The organism is Methylobacterium sp. UNC378MF, from assembly GCF_900103195.1.
Taxonomy (GTDB): domain Bacteria; phylum Pseudomonadota; class Alphaproteobacteria; order Rhizobiales; family Beijerinckiaceae; genus Methylobacterium.
This window is the reverse complement of record NZ_FMWU01000008.1, coordinates 168,362-186,695: the sequence shown is the minus strand read 5'-3', so window position 1 is coordinate 186,695 and position 18,334 is coordinate 168,362. Positions and strand designations below refer to the sequence as shown.

Sequence of the window (18,334 nt, the reverse complement as noted above, 5' to 3'; positions counted from 1 at the left end):
CTGACGATGCGCACGATGGTCGCGACCGACCGCCAGCACCAGGAAGAGATCCAGTTCCGGCTGATCCTGGCGGCGACCTACCCGTTCTTCCTCGCCGCCGCGACGCTGAACCGTTTCCGGCCGGCCCGCGAGGTCGCCCGTCCGGGCCTGGCGCCGACGCGCCGCTCGGTCTTCGGCGAGGCCCGCGCCATGGCGGTTCAGGCGATCCCCTTCGCCTTCATGGGCTGAACGCCCTGCTCGAGATGCTTCCGTCCGGTGACGCGGGGGAAGTCGGGCCGTGGCCGCCGCAAGGCTTCACGGCTGAACCCGTCGCGCCTCGCCAGGGGCGCGGCCAACACACGGAGGTCTGAACGATGGCGAGTGGACCCGTCACAACAGAAAGACCGAGCAGCCTGTCCGGGCTGACGGAACCGGAAGCCAAGGAGTTCCACGCGATCTTCCTGACGAGCTTCCTCATCTTCACGGCGATCGCCGTGGTCGCCCACATCCTCGTCTGGCTGTGGCGTCCGTGGCTCCCCGGACCGCAGGGCTACGCCTCGCTCGAGGGCGTCCGCGATGCGGCTCATGCCCTCGTCACGATGATCGGCTGAGGAGGATCGGATGCACAAGGTTTGGTTGCTCTTCGATCCGCGGCGCACGCTGGTGGCTCTGTTCACCTTCCTCTTCATCCTGGCGCTGCTGATCCACTTCATCCTGCTGTCGACCGACCGGTTCAACTGGCTGGACGGTCCGAGAAACAACAAGGCCGCCGAGAATACCATCACGCTCGCGCTGCCGCAGATGCCGGCCTGACCGCCGGTCCCGACCGCGGCGCGCGAAAGCCGCGGTCACCTCGTCCTTCCTCTTCTCCGGCCTGACTGAGGAGCAGCCGCCATGGCGATGCTGAGCTTCGAGCGCAAATACAGGGTCCGCGGCGGCACTTTGCTCGGCGGCGACCTGTTCGACTTCTGGGTCGGGCCGTTCTTCGTCGGTTTCTTCGGCGTGGTCGGGATGTTCTTCACGGTGCTGGGCACCGCGCTCGTCATCTACGGCGCGGCGATCGGGCCGACATGGAACATCTGGCAGATCAACATCGCGCCGCCCGATATCAGCTACGGCCTGAGGCTCGCGCCGCTGAAGGAGGGCGGCCTCTGGCAGATCATCACCATGTGCGCGCTGGGCTCGTTCGTGTCCTGGGCGCTGCGCGAGGTCGAGATCTGCCGCAAGCTCGGCATCGGCTACCACGTTCCCGCGGCCTTCGGGATGGCGATCTTCGCCTACTTCACCCTGGTGGTGATCCGACCGTTGCTGATGGGCGCCTGGGGCTACGGCTTCCCGTACGGCATACTCAGCCACCTCGATTGGGTGTCAAATACCGGATATCAGTATCTACACTTCCACTATAACCCGGCGCACATGCTGGCGGTAACGTTCTTCTTCACGACGACTTTGGCCCTGGCGATGCACGGCGGCCTGATCCTCTCGGCAACCAACCCGAAGAAGGGCGAGGTCGTGAAGACGCCCGAGCACGAGGACACCTTCTTCCGCGACACGATCGGCTACTCGATCGGAACACTCGGCATCCATCGCCTCGGCCTGTTCCTCGCCCTGTCGGCCGGGTTCTGGAGCGCGGTCTGCATCGTCATCAGCGGACCGTTCTGGACGCAGGGCTGGCCGCAATGGTGGGGCTGGTGGCTCAACCTTCCCGTGTGGCGGTGACGGGCCGAACGCAATCGGAGCGAGGGGAATAACGCGGGTCGCCGCCGCCGAGCGCGCGGCACTCCCGGGGGAGGGCAGGCTATGGCCTATTACCAGAACATCTTCACGCAGGTTCAGGTGCGCCCGCTGGTACCGGAGCACGGGGTTCCGGTGGCGGTCGACGACCGGGTCGGTAAGCCGTTCAACAGCTACCTGTTCGGGCTCATCGGCAACAGTCAGGTCGGCCCGATCTATATCGGCTACATCGCGGCCCTCTCGATCACCTGCGGGCTGATCGCCTTCGAGATCATCGGCCTCAACATGTGGGCCTCGGTGAACTGGGATCCGGTTCAGTTCGTCCGGCAGTTGCCGTGGCTCGCTCTCGAGCCGCCGCTGCCGAAATACGGGCTGCGAGTTCTGCCGCCGCTCAACGAGGGCGGCTGGTGGCTCATCGCCGGCTTCTTCCTGACGGCCTCGATCCTGCTCTGGTGGGTCCACCTCTACCGGCGAGCACGGGCGCTCGGCCTCGGCACCCACGTGCCGTGGGCCTTCGCGTCGGCGATCTGGCTTTACCTCGTCCTCGGCTTCATCCGGCCGCTGCTGATGGGGTCCTGGTCGGAGGCCGTACCCTTCGGCATCTTCCCGCACCTCGATTGGACCGCCGCCTTCTCGCTCCGCTACGGAAACTTGTTCTACAACCCGTTCCACATGCTCTCGATCACGTTCCTCTACGGATCGACGCTGCTGTTCGCGATGCACGGGGGCACCATCCTGGCTTCCTCGCGCTACGGCGCGGAGCGCGAGATCGACCAGATCGTCGACCGCGGGACTGCCACCGAACGCGCCGCCCTGTTCTGGCGCTGGACCATGGGCTTCAATGCCACGATGGAATCCGTCCATCGCTGGGCCTGGTGGTTCGCGGTCCTGACGACGCTGACGGGCGGCATTGGCATCCTTCTCACCGGCACCGTGGTCGACAACTGGTATCTGTGGGCTGTCAAGCACCACGTCGCCCCTGCCTATCCGCAGGTCTACGGTCCGATCGTGGATCCCGCCCAACTCGCACCCGGCATGAAGCCGTGAGGAGGCCGTCATGAAGACGATTCTGGCGGTGATCGGCGGGGCGCTAGCTCTGTTCCTCACCATCGCGATGTTCGGGGGCGCGGGCTGGACCCATCCGCCGATGGCGAACAAGCAGACCGGCTTCCGCGGAACCGGCATGGACCTGATCCGCACCCGCGCCGGAAACGAGGCGCTGGCGGCCGCCAATGTCGCACCGGCGCCGGCCGACCCGGCCGATGCGGGGGGCGACAAGGCCTCGGCCGTCTATCAGAACGTCCAGGTCCTGGGCGATCTCTCGGCCGAACAGTTCAATCGCCTGATGGTGTCGATCACCGAGTGGGTCGCGCCGCAGCAGGGCTGCACGTATTGCCACAGCACGGAGAACATGGCTTCCGACGAACTATACCAGAAGCGTGTCGCGCGGCGCATGATCCAGATGACGCAGTACATCAACGCGTCCTGGAAGGAGAACCACGTCCATCAGGCCGGTGTGACCTGTTACACCTGCCACCGGGGCAATCCGGTTCCGGCCAACATTTGGTTCGATCGTCCTGTCCAGGGGGCCGGGCAGTTCATCCCGCGCAACAACAGCCAGAATTTGGCATCACCCGAGGTCGGTAATACCTCGCTGCCCTACGACGTCTATCAAGCGTTTTATCAGCACAAGGAGACCTCCGACGACGCGATCCGGGTGAACGCCACTACGGCGCTGCCGGAGACCAAGGGAAAGCCGATCCAGGACGCGGAGAAGACCTTCGCGATCATGATCAGCATGTCGCAATCGCTCGGCGTGAACTGCACCTTCTGCCACAACACACGTTCAGTGGCGCAGTGGGACACCAGCACGCCCAACCGGGTCCATGCCTGGTACGGCATCCGCATGGTGCGCGACCTAAACCAGGACTATCTTCAGCCGCTGACCTCGACCTTCCCGCGGAACCGCCTCGGCGTCCTGGGCGACGCGCCGAAGATCAACTGCGCCACCTGCCACAACGGCGCCAACAAGCCGTTGAACGGCGCCAACGTGATCGCGCCCTATCCGGAGTTGTCGCACCCGACGATCGCGGCGAGCCTGCCCACCGGCGAGGCCAAGGACCCGATCCCGGGCACCGAGACGCCGACGCCGAAGCCCTGATCGGCTCCGGAGCGGCCGGATCAGCCATCCGCTCCGGTCAAGCTACAGGGAACCTCCAAAGGGTAGGGGCGTCGATACCGGCGGCCCAGCTCGGTCCAAGGAGGCACCTGTGACTATCTCCATCTCGAACCTCCAGCCGCTGATCGCGATCCTCGCCGGGATCCTGATCCTGGTGATGCCGCGGCTGCTCAACTACATCGTCGCGATCTACCTAATCGTCGTCGGCGTGATCGGGCTCGGAATCCTGCACTGAGGGGCAGCGCCCGCGCCGCGACGTCGCGGACCTGACAGACCGCCGAACCCGTCAGCAACGCACGCACAACGCCATCACGCGTTCATCTTGCGTTGCGCTGCGGGATGGTCCAACCCCCGCCCATCAGCTCGGCCGGCGCCGGGCACCAGATACGGACGGGATCGACATGGCGACCGGCAGCGCGAAGTGGGTCTATGCCTTCGGCGACGGCAAGGCGGAGGGCAAGTCGCAGATGCGCGACCTGCTCGGCGGCAAAGGCGCCAACCTCGCCGAGATGTCCAATCTGGGTCTGCCCGTCCCGCCCGGCTTCACCATCACCACCGAGGTCTGCACCTACTACTACGACCACGGCAAGGCCTACCCGCCGGAGCTCAAGGACCAAGTCGCGGCCGCGCTCGCGCAGGTGGGCGCGCTCACAGGCCGCAAGTTCGGCGACTCGGCCAACCCGCTCCTGGTGTCGGTCCGCTCGGGCGCCCGCGCCTCGATGCCCGGCATGATGGACACGGTTCTGAATCTCGGCCTCAACGACGAGACAGTCCTGGCGCTCGCCAAGGAGGCCGAAGACGAGCGCTTCGCCTACGATTCCTACCGCCGCTTCATAACGATGTACTCGAACGTCGTTCTGGGCGTTGAGCATCACGCCTTCGAGGAGGCGCTGGAGCAGTACAAGGAGGGCAAAGGCTTCGAACTCGACACCGAGCTCGGCGCCGGCGACTGGAAAACGCTCATCCAGACCTACAAGAAAATCGTGCGCGACGAGCACGGCTCCGACTTCCCGCAGGGCGCAGATGACCAGCTCTGGGGTGCAATCGGCGCAGTGTTCAATTCCTGGATGATTCCGCGGGCGAAGAAGTACCGGGAGTTGAACAACATCCCGGAAAGCTGGGGCACGGCCGTCAACGTGCAGGCCATGGTGTTCGGCAACATGGGCGACACCTCCGCCACGGGCGTCGCCTTCACCCGCAACCCCTCCACCGGCGAGAAGGCGCTCTACGGAGAGTTCCTGATCAACGCGCAGGGTGAGGACGTCGTGGCGGGTATCCGCACGCCGCAGAACATCACCGAGAAGGCCCGAATTGAGGCCGAGAGCGACAAGCCTTCCATGGAGAAGGCCATGCCCGAGAGCTTCGCGGAGCTGACCCGGATCTACGGGATCCTGGAGTCGCACTACCGCGACATGCAGGACATGGAATTCACCATCGAGAAGGGGAAGCTCTGGATGCTCCAAACCCGCAACGGCAAGCGCACGGCCAAGGCGGCCCTGCGCATCGCCGTTGATCTGGCGGGCGAGGGGCTGATCTCCCGCGAAGAGGCGATCGGCCGGGTCGAGCCCGGTGCGCTCGACCAGCTCCTGCATCCGACCATCGACCCGAAGGCGGACCGCAAGGTCATCGCGTCCGGCCTGCCGGCCTCACCGGGTGCCGCGACGGGCGAGATCGTCTTCAATTCCGAAGACGCCGAGGCGCACCGCAAGGCCGAGCGCAAGTGCATCCTGGTGCGGATCGAGACCTCGCCCGAGGACATCCACGGCATGCATGCCGCCGAGGGCATTCTCACCACACGTGGCGGCATGACCAGCCACGCGGCCGTGGTCGCCCGCGGCATGGGCAAGCCCTGCGTCTCCGGCGTCGGCTCCATCCGGATCGACTACAAGGCGCAGACCCTGACGGTCGGCGGCACGACGCTGAAGGCCGGCGACAAGATCACGGTCGACGGGTCGACGGGCCAGGTGATCCAGGGCGAGGTGAAGATGCTGGAGCCCGAACTGTCGGGCGACTTCGCCACTCTGATGGAGTGGGCCGACGCAATTCGCGGCATGAAGGTGCGGGCGAATGCCGACACGCCGACGGACGCGCGCACGGCGCGCAATTTCGGCGCGGAGGGCATCGGTCTCTGCCGCACCGAGCACATGTTCTTCGAGGGTGACCGCATCATCGCGGTGCGCGAGATGATCCTGGCCGACGATGCCGAAGGCCGGCGCGCGGCGCTCGCGAAGATTCTGCCCTACCAGCGCCAGGATTTCCTTGAGCTGTTCACGATCATGTCCGGCCTCCCGGTCACGATCCGCCTGCTTGATCCGCCACTCCACGAGTTCCTGCCGCACACCGATGCCGAGGTTGCCGAGGTCGTCAAGGCGACCGGTGTTTCCGAGGAGAAGATCCGGCACCGCATGCGCGAGCTGTCCGAGCACAATCCCATGCTCGGCTTCCGCGGCTGCCGTCTCGCGATCGCGTTCCCGGAGATCGCCGAGATGCAGGCCCGAGCGATCTTCGAGGCGGCCGTCCAGGCCGCAGCCGATACCGGGAGCCCGGTGACGCCCGAGGTTATGGTGCCGCTCGTGTTCACCCGCGCCGAGTTTGACATCGTTAAGGCGCGCATCGACGCCATGGCGAAGGCCGTGTCCGAGGAGAAGGGCGCGACGCTCGACTATCAGGTCGGCACGATGATCGAGCTGCCGCGCGCCGCCCTCATGGCCGGACAGATCGCCGAGACCGCGGAGTTCTTCTCCTTCGGCACCAACGATCTGACGCAGACGGCGCTCGGCATCTCCCGCGACGATGCCGCCACCTTCCTGGGCCCCTACACCCAGAAGGGCATCCTGCCAGCCGACCCGTTCATCACGATCGACCAGGAGGGCGTAGGCGAGCTGGTGCGCATCGGCGTCGAGCGCGGCCGCAAGACGCGTCCGGACATCAAGCTCGGCATCTGCGGTGAGCACGGCGGCGATCCCGCCTCGGTGGGCTTCTGCCAGGAAGTCGGGCTTGATTACGTGTCATGCTCACCCTACCGGGTGCCGATCGCACGGCTCGCAGCCGCTCAGGCGGCCCTCGGCAAGGTTGCCGGCAAGGAAGGCTGAACCCGAGTCGGGGGCGCCGGACGGCGTCCCCCTTTCGGATATCAACCGTTCGTATGAGGATCAGTGGAAAAACTCGCCTATCGGTCGAACTCGACTCATTGTGAGGCGTTCTTCGATTGAACGGGTACGTCTCGCGTGCGCCTAATCGGCCCGCGTCGGGTTCAGCACCACCCGTCAGAATCGGCCCTCACCATGTCTCACAGCCCATCGCCGCTGTGCCTCACCGAGACCGAAGCGGTCGCGGCAGTTCCGCGCGCGGCCGTGCGCGCTTATCTCGCTATGGTCGCTGGTCTCGGCGGTCTCGCTACGGGCGCGATGTTGATGATGTCGGTCGCAGCCAACAGCGGCGGCGAAGCGGAACGCATCACCGCGACGCAGGACGACAGCTACGCGGCAACCCTGGTCGGTGCCCTGGCGGTCAATCTGTCCAAGCCAATGCGCTAGGCCGAAGGCCGGTGCCGTCCGGTCCGCGCAGCCCGTTCACCCCGAGGCTTCGGCGATGCGGGCCGACCCGCGAATGCAAATCCGGATTATCGCGCCCCGGGCAATGCACGCGCGGCCGAGCCGGTGAAGCGGCTCGGAAGGTCGTCGCCCGGACTGCGCGCAGTGAAACGCGTGGTGACGCGATCGGGGGCTGCGGCGACGACCGCGTCTGGGGCAGCGCCGCGCAGTCGCGTTGCGGCGACATGCACGGGAGCGCCGCGGCTCGCAGGCGCCGCCACCGGACCGGCGGAAACGGAATCGAACAGGGCGCGCAACTGCACCTTGGCATCGGCGTCGGGAGCCACGAGGGAGCGTGCGCGAACCGCGCCGGCCGGCGCCGTCTTGCCGAGACCGCGGATGTCGCTGCCAGCCGAGAGATTGGCCATTCCCCCGTCCAGCGCCGCGAACTGAACCGGGCGCGGCGGCGGCAGAGGCATGTTCAGGCTCGCCACGACGGCGGCAAGGTCGGAGGGGCGCCGCGGTGGCAGCGGCGCTGTTACAGCAGGAGGCGCGTCCTCGGCGGGTGCCGCCTGTCCTGCGGTGAGCAGCGATTTTGCGTCCAGCGGCTTGCCGTCGGAACTCTTTGCCTGCCCGCGCTCAACCAGCGCGTTGCGCAACACGTCGTCGGCCGCGGGCGCCGCGTAGGCAAGGGCCGTCCGCGCGCCCACCGGATCCTGCGGATCCGCGCTCGCCACGGCGACGACCGGCGCGCGCCGCGGCTTCTTCTCGACGGCCGCGGGAGGCTGCACCGGAGCGGGTTCTGGTGCGGACCGACCGCCGCCGAACAGGCTCGCGAGGAAGCCGAACAGGCCGGGCCCGTCCTCCTCTTCGCCGCTCGCCATCTGCGTCGTGAGGCCCGCCACGGTGCCGCCGCGGGCGAGGATCTCGGCTTTGGCTTCCTCGTAGCGGGGGAAGGGGCGATTGTCGCTCGGCAGCAGCACGGTCTTGCCGTCCGGGAAAAGGCGGGCGAGCTGATCGTGGGTCATGCGCGGCCACATCCGCACAGAGCCGACGTCGAGGTGAACGAAGGGCGTTCCGGCGTGCGGATACCAGCCGACGCCGCCACGCTGCATCACGAGCCCCACCTCGCGGATTCGGTCGATCGAGACATCCGGCAGGAAGAAGTCCATCGCCTTGCCGAGCATGTGCTGGCTGTACTCCGCCACCATCTTGGAGCGGCGCCGCAGCATCGCGTTGGTCCCCGGGGACCGGTAGGCCGACACGACGTGGATCGGCTGCGCCGCGCCGACCTGACGGTAGGCCTCCCAGACCGTATCGAACAGCCGCGGATCCATTTTGGTAGGCTCGTTGACCCGCCAGTCGCGCAGAAGCCAGTTCAGCTGCTCGAGGGCTGCACGGTCGTAGCGACCATCGCGCTTGAACGTGATGGTCGCGCTTTCCTGCGTGTGCGTGTGGTAGATCGTCAGCGAACGGGTGTCGCCGTTGGCGACAGCGTCCTCGGTCTCGGCCGTCCCGGCGATCAGACCGAGGACAAGTCCGGAGAGCGCAAGGGTCAGATGTCGAAGGGCGCGCGGGAGACTGGGCACGACGGTCCTGATCCTCTCCCGACAGCCTGACCCGACGCCTGTTGAACCGGGTTCGCAGCCGTAACGGCTAAGGCTCGACCGTGGCGAAATCGTGCCCGGCTGTGCGGCCGCGCACGCGAGAGTTGCGGAAGGCTCGGGCGGTCTACCACCACCCACGCGGCGCAGCTTGCTGCGGCGCAGGCGTCCAGAGGCCGGGCTCGCCGTATTCCGGCGCGCTGTCGGCCCGGGCCGCACGGCGCAGTGGCCGGCGCGGCCCATCTCTCTCCTCGTAGCGCTCGGTCGGCCACGCATCGGCGTCAGCGACAGGACGATGGGTCGTGCGGCGCTGGACCGTCCGCGCCGCCGGCTTCGGCGCTCGCTCCGCCTTCTGACGCGGCGCCTCGTCGGGCAGGCGGGCGATGGCTGGTCCGCCACCTCCGGGAAGACCGAGGGCGGCGCGCATCGGCGCGTCGTAACCATAGAGATCCGGCAGGGTGCGGAAGGTCCCGCCATCGTCCACGAAAGCGGTGAAATAGGCCAGGTGAACCGGCAGCTTATCGGGCAGGCGGATCGTGCGCTCGCCCTTGCCGATCAGCTTCTTCAGCTTATCCTCGGACCAGTTCGGCAGAACCACGTCGGCAAGGCGGAATGGATCGTCGACGCGCACGCAGCCGTGGCTGAAATCCCGCTTCGAAGCGGAGAACAGTGAGCGGTTCGGCGTGTCGTGCAGATAGACCGCATGCTGGTTCGGGAACATGAACTTGATGAAGCCGAGCGCATTGCGCTCGCCCGGCGGCTGGCGCAGCGAGACGTGGCCGCCGCGGCGCACGACCTCGTAGCCGCCCCAGGTCTTACCACCGTAGCCGGCGAGCTTCGGCGCCATCGTCTTCAGGATCGAGGGTGGGACGTACCAGGACGGGTTGACCACCGCATATTCCATCAGTCCAGAGAACAGCGGCGTGCGCGATTCTGGCTTGCCGACGATGACCCGAGCCTCGTCGCGCATCACGCCGCCCCGATAGGCGCGCAGGCGGTATTCCGGCACATTAACCAGGATGTAATCCGAGCCCAGGTCGCCCGGCAGCCAGCGCCACCGCTCCATGTTGACGATGAGTTCGGCCTCGCCGCCGGTCGGCCGCGCTCCGCGACCCGCATCGGCGAGGGCCAGGACCGTCTGGACATTCAGGACGCCGTTCCCCGGCAGACTTCGGCTGCGCTGGAATTTCGCCACCGCGTCGGCGACACCGGAATCATACTCGTCCGGCTCCCCGGGACCTTTGTCGAGGGTTCCGGCCGGACGGCTCGCGAGGTCGAAATGCGCCCGCAGCAGCGGCACGCGGGCATCGTGCATACCCACGCGGAGGGCTGGTCCGGGCGGAAGACGCAACGGCTTCACGGCGGTTGGTGCGGGGCCGCGCAGGGCAGCGAGCCGCGTCTTGAGGGCCTGATAGCCCGGCGTCGCCGGATTGTAGGCCTGGAGTGCCTCTCCGGCCTTCGCGCCGGCCTCGTCGAGCTTCGCCAGCACGTCGTTCCCGGTGGGAAGATCGAGATGCGGGGTGATCAGCCGCGAGATCGAGGCGAGATTGATCCGGCCGCCTCGCGCGTCCCGGGCATAGAGGACCGCCGCTGCGGACAGACGAAGGTCGGCATCGGCAACCGCCTTCTCGTCCGGTTTATCGGCGAGAGGCGGAATTGTGTAGGCGCGGGCGTCGAGGCCGTCCTCGGCAGCGGCCGCCAGCCGCGCCGACACCGCCTTCGCGGCCTCGGTCCAGGCGCCTCCGGAGATCCAGAGCGGCTTGTAGGTACGGGCCTCGTAGAAGCTCCGGATCGTATCGCGATCCTTGCCGGTCAGTCGGAGCAGAAGCGGAGCGGGTTCCGCGAGGCGGGCGAAGACGGCGGCGCCGAGCGGGTCGGCCGGAGCGACCGGCGCCGCGGCAGCCGGCGCCGGCTCGGGCGCCGGCGCCTCGGGCTTGTAATCGGGCAGTGCCGCCGGGACCGCCGCCGCCGGAGCCGCCTGCGCGGGCGGGACCACAGGCTGCGATGCCGGGACATCGGCGGCTGGCTGGTCCGGCGAGACCGTCGCTGCACGAAGGGATCCGGCAGAGGCCAGGCTGCCGCTGAGGAGGGCGGCCAGCGCGATGAGGCTGGAGCGCGGGGGGCGCATCGTGATCTCCCGGGGTGCGGCGGCAGGACCGCACGCTCAGATTGTGATTATCCGCGCAAGCGTGGCTTTCAGCAACCACAGTCGTCGCGAATAAAACCTTGGTCGTGCAGACGAATGTGTCAATTTCAATGCTACCCGGCTTATGATTTGCCTAATCACTCGCCGAAAGTGTGCAGCAAGGCCGGAGTTTTCCCGACGCCTGGCCAATCGAAGGAGACGGGTGCGTTAGCGCACCTGCCGCTCGATCAAGCGGCGTCCTCGGTTTTAGCGTCGTCCTCGAGGCCCAGATCCTTGAGCTTGCGATAGAGGGTGGAGCGCCCGATGCCGAGGCGGCGCGAGACCTCCGACATCCGCTGGCGATAGAACTGGAGCGCGAACCGGATGATCTCCGCCTCCAGAACATCCATCGGCTTCATCTCGCCGGTCTCCTCGGCCACGAGGGACATGGCGTGGGGGTCGCGCACTTCCACGCGGACGATTTCGCGAACCGGCTCGGGGGCGTAGGCCGGCATCTGCGGCTGGATCGGCGCCGCCGGAATCCGCACGTCGAAGCCTTCCACCTGTGCGGCGATCTGGGGGAATTCGGCCACGGTCAACTCGTCGCCGTCCGCGAGCACGACGGCGCGGAACAGCGCGTTCTCCAGCTGCCTCACGTTGCCCGGCCAGGGGTAGCGCGTGAGCAGGGCCATCGCCTCCGGGGTGATGGCCCGCACCCGCTTCCCTTCTTCGGCTGAGAAGCGCGCACAGAACGAGCGCACGAGATCCGGGATATCCTCGCGGCGCGCCCGGAGCGGCGGCAAGGTCATCGGGAAGACGTTCAGACGGTAATAGAGGTCCTCGCGGAACTTGCCCTGTTTGACGAGGTCGAGCAGCGACCGGTTCGTGGCCGAGACGAGGCGGATGTCCACCCGGACCGAGCGCTTGCCGCCAACGGGGTCGACCTCGCCCTCTTGGAGGGCGCGGAGAAGCTTCACCTGCGCGTCCAGAGGCAGCTCCCCGATCTCGTCGAGGAACAGCGTGCCGCCCGACGCCTCGACGAACTTGCCCGCGTGCTTCTCGGTGGCGCCGGTGAACGCGCCCTTCTCGTGACCGAACAGAGTCGACTCCACGAGGTTCTCGGGGATCGCTCCGCAATTGACCGTCACGAACGGCTTGCCGCGCCGGTCGCCCGAGCCCTGGATCGCGCGGGCCAGAACCTCCTTGCCGACGCCGGATTCACCCTCGATCAGGACCGGGATGTTCGACTTCGCAGCCCGCTCGGCGAGGCGGATGACCCGCTCCATGTCGGGGCTCTTGGAGGTCAGGTCCTTGAAGGTCAGCGCGCCGGAGGCCCGGCGGCGCATGCGGCGCACCTCCTCCTCCAGTGTGTCGACCCGCAGGGCATTCTTGATCGAGACCTGCAGCCGCTCCGCGCCCGCCGGCTTGACCACGAAATCCACGGCGCCCGCCCGCATGGCGTTGACCACCGTGTCGATGGAGCCGTTTGAGGTCTGGACGATGACCGGCGTGGCAAGACCGCTCTTGCGCATCTCGGCCAGCACGCCCAACCCATCGAGACCCGGCATGACGAGATCGAGGAGCACGACATCCGCCCCCTCGGATCTCAGCATGGTCAGCGCCTCCGCGCCCGTTTCTGCGACCCGGGGCTCGAAGCCGAAGCGACGCACGGCCGCCTCGGCAAGGCGCCGCTGGACCGGATCGTCATCCACGATGAGCACGGTGGCAGACATGGCGGCTCCCTGAACGGCGCACGAAGACCGGACACGCGACGCGGGGTCGACCCGGCCGCGGGCTCCGATTCGGCGAGTGTTTCGTTTCGAGCCGTAGGGTGACCCACAGACGTAAAGTGCCGCTTAACGACGTTTGCATCCCGGCGTCTGCGATTGCGCGGGACTGCGATCGGCCAACCGCGTTGAACGCGTGGCGGCACGCTCGATATCAGGGTACGGGCCGGATGCCCCAGGAGAGGATTGCACGACATGATGCCGAGCCACACCGCCTCGCCGGTGACTGTCCGTCTGCCGGAGGGCGTGAGTGCCGCGCGCGCCGCCGCGAAGGCTGCCGACCTCGGCCATCTTCCGGAATGGGATCTCACGGATCTCTATTCCGGCCTCGATGATCCCAAATTCTCCGGCGACATGACCCGCGCCGAGGAGGAGTGCCGACGGTTCTCCGAAACCTATGCCGGCCGCGTCGTTGAATTGGCCGCCGATCCGGACGCGTCCGCGCGGCTGGCGGAGGCGGTGCAAGCCTATGAGGGGATCGAGGATCTGCTGGGCAAGCTGATGTCCTTCGCGGGTCTCGTCTATTCCGGCGACACAACCGACGAGGCGCGGGCCAAGTTCTACGGCGACACGCGCGAGCGGCTGACCGGTGCCTCCGCGGACCTGTTGTTCTTCGCTCTGGAGCTGAATCGTGTCGACGACGCGGCGATGAACGCCGCGATGGCCGAGGGTCCACTCGCCAGCTACGCGCCCTGGATCGAGGATTTGCGGCGGGAGAAGCCGCACCAGCTCGACGACCGCACCGAGAAGCTGTTCCTCGAGAAGTCGGTCACGTCCAACGCCGCCTGGGACCGGCTGTTCAACGAGACGATCGCGTCCCTGCGCTTTACCGTGCAGGGCGAGGAGATGCCGCTCGAGCCGACCCTCAACAAGCTTCAGGACCCAGACGGCGCCGTCCGCAAGGAGGCGGCTGGCGCGATCAGCGGGGTTCTGCGCAGCCATCTGCGCGTGTTCACGCTCATCACCAACACGCTGGCGAAGGACAAGGAGATCTCCGACCGCTGGCGCGGCTTCAAGGATGTCGCCGATGCCCGCCACCTGTCGAATCGGGTCGAACCCGAGGTCGTGGAGGCTCTCGTCGACGCGGTCCGGGCCGCCTATCCGCGCCTGTCTCACCGCTATTATACGTTGAAGGCCAAGTGGTTCGGACAGGAGGCGCTGCCGTACTGGGACCGCAACGCGCCGTTGCCGAAGGTCGAGCAGCGCACAATTCCTTGGACCGAGGCCCGCGACACGGTGCTCTCCGCCTACGACGCGTTCTCACCGAAGATGGCGGGCATCGCGAAGCGCTTCTTCGACGAGCGCTGGATCGACGCGCCGACCCGCCCCGGCAAGGCGCCCGGCGCCTTTGCACACCCGACCGTGCCCTCGGTGCATCCTTACGTCCTGGTCAACTACCAGGGTAAGCCGCGGGACGTCATGACGCTCGCGCACGAACTGGGCCACGGCGTCCACCAAGTGCTGGCCGGACCGAACGGCGCGCTGATGGCTCCGACGCCTCTGACCCTCGCCGAGACCGCGAGCGTGTTCGGTGAAATGCTGACCTTCCGCAAGCTGCTCGCCGCCACGACCGACACGACTCAGCGTCGGGCGATGCTCGCCGCCAAGGTCGAGGACATGATCAACACGGTGGTCCGCCAGATCGCCTTCTATTCGTTCGAGCGGAAGGTCCATCTTGCCCGCGCTAAGGGCGAATTGACTACCGAGCAGATCAATGCGCTGTGGCTGTCGGTACAGGCGGAATCGCTCGGTCCGGCCATCACGCTGGATTCCGACTACGAGCCGTTCTGGGCCTATATCCCCCACTTCATCCACTCGCCGTTCTACGTCTACGCCTACGCGTTCGGCGACTGCCTCGTGAACTCGCTCTACGGTGTCTACGCCCGGGCCGAGGAGGGCTTTGTGGACCGCTACTTCGCGCTGCTCTCGGCCGGCGGCTCGAAGCCCTACGGCGAGCTCCTTGCCCCCTTCGGCCTCGACGCCAAGCATCCGGACTTCTGGCAGATCGGGCTCGGGATGATCGAAGGGATGATCGCCGAACTGGAGGGCTTGGAAGGTCAGGCCTGACGGACGCCACCGTCGGCTCGGCCCGCCCGCGGCGCAGGGACCCACACCCCTGGTTCGCGGCTGGGGGCGGCTTATCTGCGGATCATCACCAGACAAGCAGATCGAGAGATGGCCGAGACCGACCGCGAAGCCAACCGCTTCTCCGCCCGCGCCGGGCGCTACGCCAGCGTGGGCGCCAATGTCGGTGGCGTTGCCGCCCGCATGGCCATGTCCCGTCTGTTCGGCAAGGAGGGCACGACCAATGCGGCCGCGCTCGCTCAGGCCTTGGGCGGTCTGAAGGGCCCGATCATGAAGGTGGCGCAGTTGCTGGCCACCGTTCCGGACCTCCTGCCACCCGAATATGCCGCCGAGCTGCAGAAGCTGCAGGCCGACGCGCCACCCATGGGTGCAGCCTTCGTCCGGCGCCGCATGCAATCGGAGCTGGGCGCCGGCTGGCAGGAACGATTCGGCAGCTTCGACCTGAAGCCCGCGGCGGCCGCCTCACTGGGGCAGGTTCACCGGGCGACGACCAAGGATGGCGACCGGCTCGCCTGCAAGCTCCAATACCCGGACATGCAGTCGGCCGTGGAGGCTGACCTGAAGCAGCTGGAGGTCGCCTTCGCGCTTCACCGCCGGATGAACTCGTGGCTCGACACGCGCGAGATCGCGAAGGAGATCGGCGCCCGGGTGCGCGAAGAACTCGACTATCAACGCGAGGCCAAGCACGCGGCCCTCTACGCGGCGGTTCTGAAGGATATCGCGCCCGTGCGCGTGCCGCGCGTCTATCCGGATCTGTCCACCAAGCGCCTCCTGACCCTGGGCTGGCTCGACGGTGACAAGATCCTCGGCTTCGCCGACGAACCCGTCGAGGTGCGCAACCGGATCGCTCAGGCGATGTTCAAGGCGTGGTGGCACCCATTCAGCCGGGCGGCGGTGATCCACGGCGACCCGCATCTCGGCAATTACACCGTCTTCTCGGATGCGGGCGAGGCCGCTGGAATCAATCTTCTCGATTACGGCTGCGTCCGCATCTTCCATCCGCGCTTCGTCGGCGGCGTTGTGGACCTCTATCGCGGCCTTCTGGAGAACGACGACGCCCGAATCGTTCATGCCTACGAGGTGTGGGGCTTCAGAGACCTCGACAAAGAGAAGATCGAGATCCTGAACATCTGGGCCCGCTTCATCTACGGGCCACTGCTGGAGGACCGAACCCGTACCGTGGCGGACGGCGTAAAGCCGGGTGAGTATGGTCGCCGACAGGCCTTCCAGGTCCACCAGGCTCTGAAGGAGCGGGGGCCCGTGACCGTCCCGCAGGAATTCGTGTTCATGGATCGCGCTGCAGTCGGCCTCGGCGCGGTGTTTCTCCACCTCAGGTCAGAACTCAACTATCACCGGTTGTTCGAGGCCGAGATCGAGCATTTCTCGCTGGACGAACTCGCGAATCGCCAGGGCCGGGCTCTCGACGAAGCCGGTTTGCCGAAACCATCCTGAGGGCGCGCGAAGATCCATCGAGAGAGCGATCAACTTGCGTGCGTCCGATTGCGGCAGGTAAACGCTTGAGCTACATCCGACCGTGACCGCAAGAAGTCGCGTCTTAGGGAAACGAGCGCACGATGGCCGAGAGTGACACGGTGGCCGGGCACACCTACAGCCCGGCAATGGACGCGAGGACTCACGAGCAGACCTATCGCGGATTCGTTCGGTTCGTCGAAATCGCTACCGGCGTTGTCATCTGCTGGGTGCTCGCCCTCGCCATTGGTGGAATTCGCGAAGCCTGGATGCTGGCCATCGTCGGCGTGATCGTGTCAGGAGCGGCAGGCGCCGTGGGAGCGCTGGCACCAGCCGTAGGCTGGAAGGGCCCGCTTGTCGTCGCCATCCTCCTCATCCTGTATCTTTTCTTCGCCTGAGGCGGAGCCCGGACGGTCCTGCGCCGATCGCCGGTCGATGATGAGCCCGCCCGCGACGAGCGAGTGGGCCGCCGTCGCATTGTGGCCAATTAAATTGAGCGCAAGTTACATTCCGGCCGCTTCCAACGCGGTATCGTAGATCCGCCTCTCGAAAAGCGTCGCCGTTTCGCGCATTCGAAGGCCGAGCTTTTCCAAGGGAATCATCGCATGCGCATCGCTGTGCTGTCCGAGACGGACTCCGCGGAGCCGCGCGTCGCCGCGGTTCCTGAGACCGTCAAGAAGTTCAAGTCTCTCGGGGCCGACGTCGTGGTGCAGTCCGGTGCCGGCCGGAAGGCCGGCATCCTGGACGCCGAGTACGAGGCGGCCGGTGCCAGCATCGCCGGGAGCGCCGCCGACGCCGTCGGGGATGCCGACCTCGTGCTCAAGGTCCGGCGCCCGAGCGCCGAGGAGCTGCCGCAGTTCAAGCGCGGCGCCACCGTGGTCGCGATCATGGACCCCTATGGCAACGAGGCTGCGCTCCAGGCGATGGCCGCGGCCGGCATCGACGGGTTCGCCATGGAGCTGATGCCCCGCATCACCCGCGCGCAGGTGATGGACGTCCTGTCCTCTCAGGCAAATCTCGCGGGCTACCGCGCGGTGGTCGACGGCGCCGCCGAGTATGGCCGGGCCATGCCGATGATGATGACCGCCGCCGGCACCGTGCCGGCCGCGCGCGTCTTCGTCATGGGCGTCGGCGTCGCCGGCCTGCAGGCCATCGCCACCGCTCGCCGCCTCGGCGCGGTCGTGACCGCCACAGACGTTCGGCCCGCCACGAAGGAGCAGGTCGAATCGCTCGGTGCCAAGTTCGTCGCCGTCGAGGATGACGAATTCAAGCAGGCTGAGACCGCGGGCGGCTACGCCAAGGAAATGTCGGCCGAGTACCAGAAGAAGCAGGCGGAGTTGGTCAAGGGCCACATTGCCAAGCAGGACATCGTCATCACGACGGCGCTGATTCCCGGCCGCCCGGCGCCGAAGCTCGTCTCCGAGGAGATGGTGGCGTCGATGAAGCCGGGTTCCGTCCTCGTGGATCTCGCGGTGGAGCGGGGGGGTAACGTCGCCGGCGCCAAGGCCGGCGAAGTCGTGACGAACGATCGCGGCGTGAAAATCGTCGGCCACGTGAACGTCCCGGGCCGGCTCGCGGCTACGGCATCGAGTCTGTACGCCCGCAACCTCTACGCTTTCGTCGAGACCTTGATCGACAAGGAGTCGAAGGCGCTGGCCATCAACTGGGACGACGAGCTGGTGAAGGCCACGAACCTCACCCGCGGTGGGTCGGTCGTCCACACATCCTTCCAGCCCAAGACCGATGGCGCAGCCTCGGAAGCCGCTTCCGTGGGGCTGGCCAAGTCGGAGGCCAACACGGCGTCCGGCACGGCCACCCCAACGGGCGCGCAGTGAAGC

At 67.0% G+C, this 18,334-nt stretch carries 16 protein-coding genes; 13 read left to right on the top strand and 3 right to left on the bottom strand.

Going from position 1 to position 18,334, the window contains the following annotated elements; translation table 11 throughout:
* Positions 1–6: 6 nt before the first annotated feature.
* The 9 genes from BLT59_RS10770 to BLT59_RS10730 all read left to right on the top strand — a co-directional run bounded on the left by BLT59_RS10770 (position 7) and on the right by BLT59_RS10730 (position 7,428).
* Entirely contained in the window at positions 7–228 is a 222-nt protein-coding gene (locus BLT59_RS10770; protein ID WP_175543992.1) for a hypothetical protein, read from the top strand.
* Between the two features lie 125 nt (positions 229–353).
* Positions 354–590: a light-harvesting antenna LH1, beta subunit gene (pufB, locus tag BLT59_RS10765; RefSeq protein WP_012319767.1), complete on the top strand. Its 237-nt coding sequence runs from the start codon at positions 354–356 to the stop codon at positions 588–590.
* Between the two features lie 10 nt (positions 591–600).
* Positions 601–792: a light-harvesting antenna LH1, alpha subunit gene (gene pufA, locus BLT59_RS10760; RefSeq protein WP_012319766.1), complete on the top strand. Its 192-nt coding sequence runs from the start codon at positions 601–603 to the stop codon at positions 790–792.
* Positions 793–873: 81 nt separating this feature from the next.
* The gene (gene pufL / locus BLT59_RS10755) at positions 874–1,698 is read left to right on the top strand and encodes a photosynthetic reaction center subunit L (RefSeq protein ID WP_091779257.1); all 825 of its coding nucleotides are present in this window, start codon (positions 874–876) and stop codon (positions 1,696–1,698) included.
* Positions 1,699–1,779: 81 nt separating this feature from the next.
* Positions 1,780–2,760, top strand: a complete 981-nt coding sequence (pufM, locus tag BLT59_RS10750; RefSeq protein WP_091779256.1) for a photosynthetic reaction center subunit M — start codon at positions 1,780–1,782, stop codon at positions 2,758–2,760.
* A 10-nt stretch (positions 2,761–2,770) separates the two neighbouring features.
* Complete coding sequence (gene pufC / locus BLT59_RS10745) at positions 2,771–3,874, top strand: photosynthetic reaction center cytochrome PufC (RefSeq protein WP_091779255.1); 1,104 nt, start codon at positions 2,771–2,773, stop codon at positions 3,872–3,874.
* A 109-nt stretch (positions 3,875–3,983) separates the two neighbouring features.
* Positions 3,984–4,127, top strand: a complete 144-nt coding sequence (locus BLT59_RS10740) for a DUF3096 domain-containing protein (RefSeq protein WP_091779253.1) — start codon at positions 3,984–3,986, stop codon at positions 4,125–4,127.
* Between the two features lie 166 nt (positions 4,128–4,293).
* Positions 4,294–6,984 (top strand): pyruvate, phosphate dikinase, encoded by a 2,691-nt coding sequence (ppdK, locus tag BLT59_RS10735; protein WP_091779251.1) that lies wholly within the window; start codon positions 4,294–4,296, stop codon positions 6,982–6,984.
* A gap of 192 nt (positions 6,985–7,176) precedes the next feature.
* Positions 7,177–7,428 (top strand): hypothetical protein, encoded by a 252-nt coding sequence (locus BLT59_RS10730; protein ID WP_091779249.1) that lies wholly within the window; start codon positions 7,177–7,179, stop codon positions 7,426–7,428.
* Between the two features lie 86 nt (positions 7,429–7,514).
* Here the strand turns inward: BLT59_RS10730 and BLT59_RS10725 are convergent, their stop codons facing one another.
* The 3 genes from BLT59_RS10725 to BLT59_RS10715 form a co-directional block, all read right to left on the bottom strand.
* Positions 7,515–9,272 carry a peptidoglycan L,D-endopeptidase MepK gene (locus BLT59_RS10725; protein WP_244513936.1) on the bottom strand — a complete coding sequence of 586 codons (1,758 nt, stop codon included), beginning with the start codon at positions 9,270–9,272 and terminating at the stop codon, positions 7,515–7,517.
* Complete coding sequence (locus tag BLT59_RS10720; RefSeq protein ID WP_091779245.1) at positions 9,157–11,157, bottom strand: L,D-transpeptidase family protein; 2,001 nt, start codon at positions 11,155–11,157, stop codon at positions 9,157–9,159. The genes BLT59_RS10725 and BLT59_RS10720 overlap by 116 nt, the downstream gene beginning before the upstream one ends.
* 245 nt (positions 11,158–11,402) lie before the next feature.
* Positions 11,403–12,887 (bottom strand): sigma-54-dependent transcriptional regulator, encoded by a 1,485-nt coding sequence (locus BLT59_RS10715; protein ID WP_091779243.1) that lies wholly within the window; start codon positions 12,885–12,887, stop codon positions 11,403–11,405.
* Positions 12,888–13,136: 249 nt separating this feature from the next.
* On the opposite strand from BLT59_RS10715, the gene BLT59_RS10710 reads away from it, so the two are divergent.
* From BLT59_RS10710 to BLT59_RS10695, 4 genes are all read left to right on the top strand, one after another.
* Complete coding sequence (locus BLT59_RS10710) at positions 13,137–15,008, top strand: M3 family oligoendopeptidase (RefSeq protein WP_091779241.1); 1,872 nt, start codon at positions 13,137–13,139, stop codon at positions 15,006–15,008.
* Between the two features lie 108 nt (positions 15,009–15,116).
* Positions 15,117–16,478: an ABC1 kinase family protein gene (locus BLT59_RS10705; RefSeq protein WP_091779239.1), complete on the top strand. Its 1,362-nt coding sequence runs from the start codon at positions 15,117–15,119 to the stop codon at positions 16,476–16,478.
* 122 nt (positions 16,479–16,600) lie between these two features.
* Positions 16,601–16,894 (top strand): aa3-type cytochrome c oxidase subunit IV, encoded by a 294-nt coding sequence (locus tag BLT59_RS10700; protein WP_091779237.1) that lies wholly within the window; start codon positions 16,601–16,603, stop codon positions 16,892–16,894.
* Between the two features lie 207 nt (positions 16,895–17,101).
* A complete protein-coding gene (locus tag BLT59_RS10695; RefSeq protein ID WP_091779235.1) occupies positions 17,102–18,331 on the top strand; it encodes a Re/Si-specific NAD(P)(+) transhydrogenase subunit alpha in 1,230 nt (409 codons plus the stop codon).
* The last annotated feature ends 3 nt before the right edge of the window (positions 18,332–18,334 follow it).